This is a genomic window from Massilia sp. P2_C2 (genome assembly GCF_056404615.1).
The window spans coordinates 1-11,184 of the sequence record NZ_JBFUDR010000214.1; the positions used below are offsets into that span (position 1 = coordinate 1).

The window sequence follows — 11,184 nt, forward strand, 5'->3', positions numbered from 1 at the left end:
CGGATAGTATAACCCCGCGGGCGCCGGAAGCCGTGCATAATCGGGTCGAAACCTGCATATACACTCAATTCACGACGGGGGAACAACATGGGCGCGGAGCAGACGGTGGCGGAACAATGGGAAGCGCAGTTGCGTGCGGTACGGGCGCGCGTCGAACAGGGCGGCGGCCGGCCGGGCGTCGTGCCGGCGCAGGAAGCGCGCGGGATGACGGGCCTCGCGATCATGCAGGCGCTGCTGGAAGGCCGCTTTCCATACGCGCCCATCGCCGAGACGCTCGACTTCTTCCTCGTCGAGGTGGACAAGGGCAAGGCCACCTTCCAGGGCACGCCGCAGGCCAGGCACCTGAACCCGATGGGCACGGTGCACGGCGGCTGGTACGCCACGCTGCTCGACTCGGCGGTCGGCTGCGCCGTGCAGACGATGCTGGAGCCGGGCTATGCCTACACGACGGCAGAGCTCAGCGTGAACCTCGTGCGCGGCGCGCGGCTCGACGGCGGGCCGCTGCGTGCGATCGGGACGGTGCTCCATTGCGGGCGCCAGCTGGCGACGGCCGAGGGGCGGATCGTCGATGCACAGGGGCGGTTGTATGCGCATGCGACCACGACGTGCCTCGTGTTCGAAGCCCGCTAGCGGATGCGTTCATTGGATGCGTAGGGTGCCCACCCTACGTTGCTATCCGTTGCCGCGGTTACATTGCCAACGCCAGCAGCGACGCCCGCAACTGCGCGGCCATCCCGGCGCCGAACCGGCTTTCGAACTCGGCCTGCGCCTGCTGCCACACGGGCACGGCTTCCGCCAGCTTCGCGCGGCCGGCCTGGGTGAGGCGCACGACGTTGCGGCGCGCGTCTTCCTGGTCCGGGCCGATGACCACGAAACCGTCGCGCTCCAGAGGCTGCAGGGCACGGACCACGCTCGTGCGCTCCATCGCCAGCGCCTCGACGAGGTCCTTCATCGAGACCGTGCCGATCTCGTCGACATAGACCAGGATGGAGAACTGCGTACTCGTCAGGCCCACGCGCGACAAATGGTCTTCATACAGCTTCGTGACCAGGCGCGCCGCCTTGCGCGAGGCGAAGCAGTTGCAGTCGATGAGTCGTTCGGAAGCGGTCATGAACACAGTATTGTGTGCGTATGCACATGTGTCAAGCGTTTTCGCGACGCGCGCCGCGCRCCGCTAGCTGACACCCGGCTCCAGCAAGGTCACCGTGCGCGCTTCCGTATCGAGCCGCGCCCGCACGCCCACCGGCAAGGTGCACTGGTGGCGGATATGCCCGAACGAATAGCCCGTCACGGCGGGCACGCGCAGCGGCCGCAGGTGCACGTCGAGGGTCTCGTCCAGGGTCAGCGAGGGACCGTCGCCCTGCGGTCCGCAGTTCTCGCAGATGCCGATCATGACGCCGGCCGCCTTGTCCAGGCCCACGGCCAGGTCGAGCTGCGTCAGCCAGCGGTCGATGCGGTACGGTTCCTCGTTGACTTCCTCGATGAACAGCAGGCTTCCCGTAAAGTCCGCCGCGTACGGCGTGCCGGCCAGCGCGCTCACCAGCGACAGATTACCCCCGATGAGCGGGCCCTCCGCGACGCCGCCATGCACGGTGCGCGTGGCATACCACGGATCAATCAGCGCGCGCCGGTCGTTCTCCGCCGACATCGGGATCGTGTAGGAATCCCGCGGTTCCATCAGCACGGCCAGCAGGTGCTGCGTCGAATAATCGGATGGCGTGCTCGATGCCACCGGCCCGTGGAAGGTCACGAGCCCCGCGTGGCGGTGGATGGCGAGGTGCAGCGCCGTGATGTCGGAATAGCCCAGCAGGATCTTCGGGTGCGTGCGGATCAGGCGGTAGTCCAGGTGGCGCAGCAGGGAAATGCAGCCGGAGCCGCCGCGGATCGCCCAGATCGCCTTCACCTCCGGGTCGCGGAACATCGCGTGCAGGTCGGCGATGCGCGCCGCGACCGTGCCGCCGTAGTTGCCCCAGACCTCGCGCAGATACGTGCCCTGCTTGACGCGCAGGCCCAGCGCCTCGATGTGGCGCACTGCCTGTTCGATGGCGGCATCGGTCGTGTAGCCGCCCGGCGCGACGAGGCCGACGACGTCGCCGCGGGCGAGGCGCGGTGGCTTGATCAGTGGTGTCATTTTAGTTGCGGAGCGCGCAGAAACAGGCCGGGATGCGAAGGGCAGCAGCAGTGCCGCCGCCATCATCGCATTGAAACCGCGCCTGCGTGGATCGATCACACCGGGTCAGAAGAAGCGGTATTTGACGTCGAAGCTCAGCGCACGGCCACGCGGATCGGCCACGCGCGGATCCCAGCCGGCGCCCACCACCTCGTCGACGTTGTGCGCCGTGAACGGCGGATCGCGGTCGAACAGGTTCTGGATGCCGACGGTGAGCGTCGTGTTTTTAAGACCCGTATACGTCGTCGACAGGCCCCAGGTCGTGTAGCTGGCCACGCGCGGATTGAAGCCGGGCGGCGGCGTGCCCTTGCCGCCGTTCGGCAGCTCGTCCGCATAGCCGTCGCGGTACAGGTTACTGAGCAGGAAGCTCCACGGCCCCTTGGCGACGCTGACGGTGGCATTGTGCTTCCAGCGCAGGTACAGGTCGCGCGTATAGAAATTGCCGACGTATTCGATGTAAGGCTGGCCTTCGAACTCGGCGAACTTGTAGCTCTGGGTCCAGGTACCGTCCAGCGTGGCGTTCCAGCGCCAGCCGTCCGGCAGGTTGCCGCGACCGCGCAGGCCGACGTCGGCACCGCGCGTCTTGAGGCCCGCGGCATTGATCCAGCCCGCGTTGACGTAGCTGATGGTGCCGTCGGATGGATTGCGGATCACGTATTGGGACAGGTACTGCTCGTTCGCCAGCACGACTTGCGGCGTGCGGTTCAGGATGCGGTCCTTGATGTTGATCGCCCAGTAGTCGACCGAGGCCGAAAAGTTGGCGCCCGGCTCGACGATAAAGCCCAGGGTGCCCTGCTTCGACGTCTCCGGCCGCAGGTCCGGGTTGCCGCCGCTGAAGTAGCGCAGGCGCTCGATCGCACAGAAGCGCGGGTCGCCCGGTTGCGACGCGCAGCCGACCGGGTCGGACACGCCGTTCGGCAGCTCCTGGTCCAGGCGGCCGGAATACAGCTGGGCGAAGCTCGGCGCCAGGAACCCTTTATTTGCCGAGCCGCGCAGCATCAGCCAGCCGGTGGGACGGTAGCTGAACGCGATCTTCGGGTTCGTCGTCGCGCCGATCAGGCTGTAGTCGTCGCGGCGCAGCGCGAGCTGCAGCTCCAGGTTCTTCATGACCGGGACCACGAGCTCCGTGTAGATCGCCTTGATGTTGCGGTTGACGGTGCTCTGGTTCGCATTGCCCGGCGCCAGCAGGATCTTCGTCGCGTCGACGTCCTGCGCGAACCCATAGCCTTCGCGGCGCAGGTCGGTGCCGATCGCGCCCTGCAGCGGGCCCGCGGGCAGCTGCCAGAGTTCGCCCGAGACGGACGCGTTGAATTGCGTGAGCGTCGTCTTGCCGTGCTGGAGGCGGCCATGGAACCTGGTCGCTTCCAGCGCCTGCATCGCGGCCGCGCTCTGGCCCTGCGCCGGCGCGGCCCACGGGTTCACGACACCGCTGCCCAGCACCTGGTACAGGGCGCTCGTGTACGCGTAGCCGTCGACGAGGTCGGTCGTCGTGTGGCTCTCGCTGTGCGACAGGTCGATCTTGTAATCCCACTTGCCGGCCAGAAGGCCCTCGGCGCCCGTCATCAAGCGCACGGTGTCGGTCGTGTAGTCCTGCGTGCGGTTGCCCAGCGGCCAGGCGCGCCACTTGTAGATGATCGGCTTCGTCTTGTCGAACGTCGGGATGGTCGCCGACAGGTCCTGGTAGTACGGGCCGCCCACCGGATACGCGTTGCCGTTCGCCAGCGACGTCGAGATCTGCGTGGGCGTCAGGATCGCCAGCGACGTCGTGTGCGCGGCGACGGCTTCGGCGAACACGCGGTGGTCCGGGTTGACCTGGAACGTGGCGCGCGCGACGCCGTTCGTGCGTTCCGTCGGCAGTTGCATCACGTAGTCGGCGCCATAGTCGTAGGCGCAGGAATACGTCGTGCGCAGCGGCGACGTGACGTCCTTCCACAGTGCGGTGGCGTACTGCATCATCCCCTGCACTCTGTCACATCTGCCCTGCAGGCTCAGGAGGCCGGCCTGCAGGTATTTGTTCGGATCGCCCGGCAGCTGGAAGTTCGAGCCCAGCGCGGTGCCGGCGCCCGTCAGCTGGTTGGCGACCGGCGTRCCGGTGGTGTCCGGCGACAGGCCGCGCGCCGGCTGGAACCCGTTGGCGAAGGCGCGCTGGTGCGAATCGAGTTCGTCATTCCTGTCGTAGCCCACCGCCACCATCACGTTGAAGCGGTCGGTGTCCAGGTTGCCATGGCCGGCCACGACCTGCAGCCGGCGCGTGGCGCCGCCGCCGTGTTCCGTCCAGTTGCCGGTGGCATTCGCCTGCAGGCCTTCGACATCGGTTTTCAGGATGAAGTTGATGACGCCGCCGACGGCATCCGTACCGTAGATCGCGGACGCGCCATCCTTCAGCACCTCGACGCGGGCGACAGCCACCAGCGGGATCGTGTTCAGGTCGACCGCCTTGCCGGACAGGCCGTAGCCGGAGATGCGGCGGCCGTTGATCAGCACCAGCGTGCCCGTCGGGCCCAGGCCGCGCAGCGATGCGAACGAGCCGCCGCCGCTGACGCGGTCGGCATCGGCGCCGAACACGTTATTCCCTGAAGTCATGTTGTCGGCGCCCGTGCCGTTCGCCGAGATCAGGCGCATCAGCTGTTCGGCATTCGTGATGCCCTGCTTGTCGATCTGGTCCGGCGTGATCGTCTGAACCGGCAGCGCGCCCTCGGTGGCGATGCGTTTGATGCTGGAACCCGTGATTTCGACGCGCGGGATCGGTTTATCCGACTGGGCCTGCTGCGCGAACGCCGGGGCGGCGCCGCCGATCAGGGCGATCATGGTCGCTGACTTTTTTAACTCCATGTCTCTGCTATCAAAAATGTGAGCACAAGTGCTCGCCGTTTTCTTCCTGCCCCGAGCCGTCCTGCTGACCGTGCTCGTGCCTGGCAGGCGTCACTTTCCCTCCTCCCGCCAGCCCATCGCAGGCGGCAGTGCCCGGCGTCACCGCCCGGCTCGCCAAGGGTAGCGCAGTTTGCGCCGCGTGGGCGCCGCGTGGGCGCCGGTTGCGAGCCGTTGCAGATTGATCGCCGCGTTCACGTCGCGGTCGTGGTGCGCRCCGCACGCGGCGCAGGTCCAGGTGCGTTCGCCCAGGCTCAGCGCGGCGTAGCGGTCACCGCACGCGGAACACAGCTTGCTCGACGGATACCACCGGTCCGCCAGCACGAGTCGTATAACTACAAGGAATATTTCATGAAGTTAATCTAGCAAAAACACTCACTTTCCTTGGGCCGCACGTATCCTTTGCGCAACATCGACATCCAGATAACGCCATTGCGTGAATTCGACGGGGTGACGTTTGTAGTTTTTGAGCCACGGTTGGCGGATATCCGCCGACAGCACGTTCGTCAGCGGCACCCACGGGTTGTAGGCATGGATCAGCTGGTTCATCTCGAAGTACAGCTTCTGGCGGGCCGGCCCGTCCGTGAGATTCCTGGCCTGTTCGTAGCGCACGTTATAGGCCGGCAGGTTGAAGCGTGCGTAATTGGCGCGGCCCGCGTTCGGACCGTACAGCAACTGGTAAAAATTCTCGCCGTCGGGGAAGTCGGCGACCCAGTTACTCTCGAACATCTGCACCTTGCCGAGGCGCGATGCCTTGATGATCTCGGTCTTCTTGTCCGACTTGAACACGACGCGCAGGCCGACGGCATTCAGGCACTTTCTCCACAATTCATCGCGCAGACGGCCGCCGACCGTCGCTTCGCTGCTCATCTGCAGGGTCAGCGGCGCAGTGCCGCCGTCCGGCTTCGGCATGCGTCGAAAGCCGTCCGGATCGCGCTTGTCGTAGCCATAGCGGTCCAGCAAGGCGTTCGCGAGCGCAGGATCATACGGCACGGGGCTGCGGTAGTTCGGGTCGTAGCCGAGCACGCCCGGCGCCAGCGGCGACTCCGCCTTCATCGCAAAACCCTGCTTCAGAAGTGCAATGTCCTCGGCGCTGTTGTAGCTGAGAGAAATGGCGCGGCGCAATGCGACCTTCTCGTTCGCGTAGCCGCCCAGCACCGGGTCCTCCATGTTCATCCACATGTAATAGGTCTGCAGGACGGGGAAGCGGTACAGTTCCATGCCGCGCGCGGCCAGTTCGGATTTCAGCTTGCCGTTCGTAATGACCATATCCGTCATCGATTCCGGCACCTGCTCCAGGTAATCGTATTCGCCGTTCAGGAAGCCCAGCATGCGGCCCTGGAATTCCTCCGCGATCTTGATCTCGACCCGGTCCACCCGCGGCAGCTTCCGCCCTTCCAGCGCGCGCGCGATGGCACGGTCGGTGGCATCCGCGTGCTCGTCGTTCGACACGCTGGAGTGGAACACCGCCGTCGAGTCCGGATTGGCGACGAGGACGATGCGGTCGCTGCGCTTCCAGTCCCCCAGCATGAACGCCCCCGTACCGACGGGATGGTTGCCGGCCTGGCCCGGATACGCCTCGATCACCTCGCGCGCGACGACGCCTGTCGCGGGCATGGCGAGATAGAACAGGAAATTGTTGTCCGGCTCGGTGAGGCGGATACGCAAGGTGTATTTATCGACGGCTTGCAGGCCCGGGATGTCGGTGGCGTAGCTGAATGTGGACTTCAGCGCCGCGTCGCCCTGCAGCTTGCCCTCGAACAGGTAGGACCACGGCGATTTCAGCGCGGGGTCATACAGGCGCTTGAGACTGTAGACGTAGTCGGCCGCCGTCACCTCGCGCGGCGGGCCATTGAACGCCGGGTCCGGCGTGAAGCGCATGCCGTGGCGGATGTGGAACGTGTACGTCAGGCGGTCGGTGGAGATTTCCGGCAAATCCGTCGCGCCATTGCCCTGCAATTTTACGGGACGGGCCAGGTAGTCGTAGCGCAGCAGCGGATCGAACAGGTTTTCCAGCAGGGACAAGGTCGCGATGTCGGACGCGACGGCCGGGTCGAGCCCCGTTTCGCTCGTCGACAGGAACATGTGCAAGACCTTCGCTTCCTTGTCCGTCGGCTGCGCGCCGGCGCGCAGTGTCACGGGAAAAGCGAGGGGAAAGGCGAGCAACAGGGTAACGAGGAGGGAACGGCGTGTGGGCATGGCGGGGTCCTGGAAGCGTTTCGTATCATAGGCCCAGGTGTTAGATGCGAGCAATACGCGTGGGCAGCCGTGCAACGGCGTCGCGACCGCTTGGTAGGCTGGTGCATAACTTTTTTACATAACCGTACCGCATTCTTTCATCAGTGCAGCTTGCTCTGCGCCTATACTCTCCGCTGCACAATCGAGCGCACGCTGGGCCCCATCGACGGCGCCGGCCTGAACGACACAATCACATGGCTCTGAATTACATCTGGATCGGCTTCTTCCTCGTCAGCTTCGTTGCGGCGCTGGCCCAATTGATCTTTCTTGGGGATACCGAGATCTTCAAACGCATCATCGACGGCACGTTCGACGCCGCCAAGATGGGCGTGATGGACATCGCGCTGCCGCTGGCCGGCGTGATGACCTTATGGCTGGGCATCATGAACATCGGCGAGAAGGCCGGCGCCGTCGGCTGGCTGGCGAAGGTCATCTCGCCTTTCTTTTCCCGCATCTTCCCGGAAGTGCCGAAAGACCACCCGGCCACGGGCCACATGGTGATGAATTTTTCCGCCAACCTACTGGGCCTGGACAATGCCGCGACGCCGTTCGGCCTGAAGGCGATGGAAAGCCTGCAGACGCTGAACCCCAACAAGGACACGGCCAGCAACGCGCAGATCATGTTCCTCGTGCTGCACACGTCCGGCCTCACCCTGATTCCGCTCGCCATCATGGCCCAGCGCGCGATCCTCGGTGCCAAGGACCCGTCCGATATCTTCATCCCATGCATGATCGCGACCTATGTCGCCACGGTCGCGGGCATCATTGCCGTGTCGATCCGCCAGCGCATCAACCTGCTGAACGGTGTCGTGCTGGGCTGGCTGGGCGGCATGACGGCCGCGATCGCCGCGCTGATCTGGTATTTCACGGCCTTCCTCACGAAGCCGGAGATCGAGACCGTCTCCAAGGTCGCGAGCAACCTGATCCTGTTTTCCATCATCGTCGTGTTCATCGTCGGCGCGCTGATCAGGCGCGTCAACGTGTACGAGGCGTTCATCGAGGGCGCCAAGGGCGGTATCCAGACGTCGCTCACGATCATCCCCTACCTCGTCGGCATGCTCGTCGCCATCTCCGTGATCCGCAATGCCGGCGTGCTCGGCTTCGTCGTGCAAGGCCTCGAATGGCTCATCCGGATGGCCGGCCTCGACACCGCGTTCACGCCCGCCCTGCCCACGGCGCTGATGAAGCCGCTGTCCGGCAGCGGCTCGCGCGCGCTGATGATCGACGCCATGAAGACGTATGGCGTGGATTCGTTCGTCGGCCGGCTGGCCTGCATCTTCCAGGGCTCGGCCGACACGACGTTCTACATCGTCGCGCTGTACTTCGGCTCCGTCGGCGTGCGCAAGACCCGCTACGCCATTTCCTGCGGACTGATCGCCGACCTGGCCGGCATCGTCGCCGCGATCGCCGTGGCCTACGTCTTCTTCGGCTAAGCTTTATGACAAGGATTGGCATGCTTCGTCGTCACGCGCTTTCTCTCGTTTCCGCCGCGCTGCTGGGCCTGTGCAATCCGGCCACGGCGCAACCGTCGTCATCGATGACGGCACCGCTGCCGACACCGGTCATGGATGCGCTGCGCACGGCGGGGATTCCCGAGGATGCCATGAGCGTGCTGGTGCTGCGCGGCGACAAGACGGTACTCGCGCACCTGGCCGACCGTCCCCTGCATCCGGCCTCGACCATGAAACTCGTGACGACGCTGGTCAGCCTCGAGCGCCTGGGCCCCACGTTCCGCGGCCGCACGGAATTGCGCACGACGGGCGAGCTGAAGGGCGACGTGTTGAAAGGCGACCTCGTGCTGAAAGGCGGCGCCGACCCGGACCTGACGACGGAAACGCTGACGACGATGCTGCGCAGCCTGCGCTACCAGGGCATCCGCAAGATCGACGGCGGCCTCGTCGTCGACCGCCAGCTGTTCAACCCGGCCCGCGCCGACCTCGGCATGCCGCCGTTCGACGAATCGCCCGAGGCGTATTACAACGTCACGCCGGACGCCCTGTTCGTCAACCGCAACATGCTGCAGCTGGACATGCGCTCGACCCCGCGCGCGGACGGGCGCCCGGCCACGCGCGTGCGCGTGGCGATGCAGCCCGAGCTCGACGGCGTGAGCGTCGAGGCGGACATGAAGCTCATCGACGCGCCCTGCGCCGCCTGGGAAGACGGCTGGCAGTTGCCGCAGGCCGTGCCGCGCGCGGACGGCGGCATCAAGGTCGTGCTGCACGGGACCTTCCCGAAGAATTGCGTGGCCAGCAATGCGATCAATGTGATCGACCGCCAGGCATACGTGGACCGCCTCGTGCGCCGCCTGTGGAAGTCCCTGGGCGGCACCATCACTGGCACGGCCGTCGAAGGCGCCACGCCGCCCGACGCGCGCCTGCTGGCCGAACACGTGGCGCGTGCGTTGCCGGAGGTGGTCCGCGACACCAACAAGCCGTCCGACAACACGCTGGCCCGCCTGCTGTTCCTGAGCATGGGCGCGCTCGAACCGGACCCCAAACTGGGCAGCCACCCGCAACCGGGCGACGCCGCCACGACACTGTCGCGCAGCGAGGCCGCCGTACGCGGCTGGATGCGCGCGCACGGCATCGACGATACCGGCCTGGTGATCGAGAACGGCGCGGGCCTGTCGCGCATCGAACGCATCACCCCGATCCAGCTGGCGGGCATCCTGCAGGCGGGCCTGCGCAGCAACTGGGCACCGGAATTCCAGGCCAGCATCCCGATTGCCGGCGTCGACGGCACGATGCGCCGCCGCCTGCAGGAAAGCCCGGCTGCGGGCCGCGCGCGCCTGAAGACGGGTACGCTGTCCAATGCGGTCTCCCTGGCCGGCTACGTACCGGACGCGAGTGGCAGGTTATGCGTGCTCGTGGCCATGGTCAACAGCGACCGGATCGATCACGGGCGTGGACGGGCCGTGCTCGATGCGCTCGTCGACTGGGTGGCGCGGCTGGATGGGACGGTGCCGTAACGGTATTCCCGACATGTGCGTCTCCATGCGTGACGTCGGTGTTTGCATACGTCCGCGTTGGCACGTCTCATTTGAGGCCCCCGGCCTCAAATGCCCACCCTGGTTGTTCCGTCACCGGTAGGGTGGGCTCCCCGAGCCCACGCGGCGATACGTGCAATCGAATCCGTCGACATCGCACGCGCGCCACGGTTCCGATCGCGGTCTCGACAATGCCGCCGGCGCGTATCACCGCGTGTGCGGCGTCGCCGTCAACGATGTTCCAATACCCGGGTGTAGCCGCCCACCCTACGGCTTGCTCGTCTCACCTGCCGTCGTCACTGTCTGCGTGACGGCCAGTGGCGAGTCCCCTCCCTCCATCCACGGCGTGCCCGGCAAATTCGGCTTCGCTTCGACGAGCGAGACCTGGGCGTGCGTCGCCGTGCGGATCGAGCGCACGATGTCGAGCATTGCCGTCTCCGTAAATTTTTCCGGCGTGCCGAGGAGTGCGCCGCTCAGCCGGCGCGGCCAGGCGAGCAAGCCGCCTTCGGGCTTCGTGAAGATGGCGTACATGTCGAGGTGGTAGCCGCTCTTGTACGGGAACAGGCAGGCGACCATCGTCATGTTGTCGCCGCCGCGTACGCGCGGGGCGGCCTTGGCCGTCCAGGACGCGCCCTCGCAGCTCGGACTCTTGTCGACGGCGCTGCCCGGCGCCGCGCTCGTGGGATCGGCCATCTTGAAGTGGCCGGGCAGTTCCGTCGCCTCCACGCCCGACGGCGCGGCAACGATGGCGTCCTTGACGTTGCGGCTGATGCCGTCCGTGGCGGCCTTCGTCACGGCCTGCGGCGCGGCGTCGGTCTTGATGTCGAACACGCGGTAGTACTCGACCGTCGTGTCGCGCGCGGCGAACTTGTCGGCGGCGGGGCTGTTGCAACCGGTCATCGCCATCGACACGGTACAGGCC

Annotated in this window: 9 protein-coding genes; 3 read left to right on the forward strand and 6 right to left on the reverse strand. The window is 66.1% G+C overall.

The genetic code is table 11. The annotated features are described in order from the left end of the window. Positions 1–87: 87 nt before the first annotated feature. Complete coding sequence (locus AC1DYX_RS21495; protein ID WP_477262583.1) at positions 88–630, forward strand: PaaI family thioesterase; 543 nt, start codon at positions 88–90, stop codon at positions 628–630. A 58-nt stretch (positions 631–688) separates the two neighbouring features. Here AC1DYX_RS21495 and AC1DYX_RS21500 read toward each other — a convergent pair whose 3' ends face one another. The 5 genes from AC1DYX_RS21500 to AC1DYX_RS21520 form a co-directional block, all read right to left on the reverse strand. After that, on the reverse strand, positions 689–1,111 hold the full coding sequence (locus tag AC1DYX_RS21500) for a MarR family winged helix-turn-helix transcriptional regulator (RefSeq protein ID WP_477262585.1): 423 nt from the start codon (positions 1,109–1,111) through the stop codon (positions 689–691). A gap of 63 nt (positions 1,112–1,174) precedes the next feature. Continuing rightward, positions 1,175–2,131 (reverse strand): S66 peptidase family protein, encoded by a 957-nt coding sequence (locus tag AC1DYX_RS21505; protein ID WP_477262587.1) that lies wholly within the window; start codon positions 2,129–2,131, stop codon positions 1,175–1,177. Positions 2,132–2,236: 105 nt separating this feature from the next. Continuing rightward, positions 2,237–4,978: a TonB-dependent receptor gene (locus AC1DYX_RS21510; protein WP_477262589.1), complete on the reverse strand. Its 2,742-nt coding sequence runs from the start codon at positions 4,976–4,978 to the stop codon at positions 2,237–2,239. Between the two features lie 162 nt (positions 4,979–5,140). Then, the gene (locus AC1DYX_RS21515; RefSeq protein WP_477262591.1) at positions 5,141–5,362 is read right to left on the reverse strand and encodes a zinc ribbon domain-containing protein; all 222 of its coding nucleotides are present in this window, start codon (positions 5,360–5,362) and stop codon (positions 5,141–5,143) included. Positions 5,363–5,413: 51 nt separating this feature from the next. Continuing rightward, complete coding sequence (locus AC1DYX_RS21520; protein WP_477262593.1) at positions 5,414–7,237, reverse strand: ABC transporter substrate-binding protein; 1,824 nt, start codon at positions 7,235–7,237, stop codon at positions 5,414–5,416. A 233-nt stretch (positions 7,238–7,470) separates the two neighbouring features. Between AC1DYX_RS21520 and AC1DYX_RS21525 the strand changes: the two genes are divergently transcribed. Together AC1DYX_RS21525 and dacB are read left to right on the forward strand one after the other, a co-directional pair. Further along, positions 7,471–8,709, forward strand: coding sequence for a nucleoside recognition domain-containing protein (locus AC1DYX_RS21525; protein WP_477262595.1), 1,239 nt, complete (start codon positions 7,471–7,473; stop codon positions 8,707–8,709). A 20-nt stretch (positions 8,710–8,729) separates the two neighbouring features. Further along, positions 8,730–10,244, forward strand: a complete 1,515-nt coding sequence (gene dacB / locus AC1DYX_RS21530; RefSeq protein ID WP_477262597.1) for a D-alanyl-D-alanine carboxypeptidase/D-alanyl-D-alanine endopeptidase — start codon at positions 8,730–8,732, stop codon at positions 10,242–10,244. Positions 10,245–10,529: 285 nt separating this feature from the next. On the opposite strand, the gene AC1DYX_RS21535 is transcribed toward dacB, so the two are convergent. After that, on the reverse strand, positions 10,530–11,184 hold a 655-nt coding region (locus tag AC1DYX_RS21535), incomplete at its 5' end, for a hypothetical protein (RefSeq protein ID WP_477262599.1).

What these genes read in the sequence shown, in the direction of transcription:
- AC1DYX_RS21495 (WP_477262583.1), top strand. Translation starts at nt 88, where the DNA reads ATGGGCGCGGAGCAGACGGTGGCGGAACAATGGGAAGCGCAGTTGCGT.
- AC1DYX_RS21500 (WP_477262585.1), bottom strand. Translation starts at nt 1,111, where the DNA reads ATGACCGCTTCCGAACGACTCATCGACTGCAACTGCTTCGCCTCGCGC.
- AC1DYX_RS21505 (WP_477262587.1), bottom strand. Translation starts at nt 2,131, where the DNA reads ATGACACCACTGATCAAGCCACCGCGCCTCGCCCGCGGCGACGTCGTC.
- AC1DYX_RS21520 (WP_477262593.1), bottom strand. Translation starts at nt 7,237, where the DNA reads ATGCCCACACGCCGTTCCCTCCTCGTTACCCTGTTGCTCGCCTTTCCC.
- AC1DYX_RS21525 (WP_477262595.1), top strand. Translation starts at nt 7,471, where the DNA reads ATGGCTCTGAATTACATCTGGATCGGCTTCTTCCTCGTCAGCTTCGTT.
- dacB (WP_477262597.1), top strand. Translation starts at nt 8,730, where the DNA reads ATGCTTCGTCGTCACGCGCTTTCTCTCGTTTCCGCCGCGCTGCTGGGC.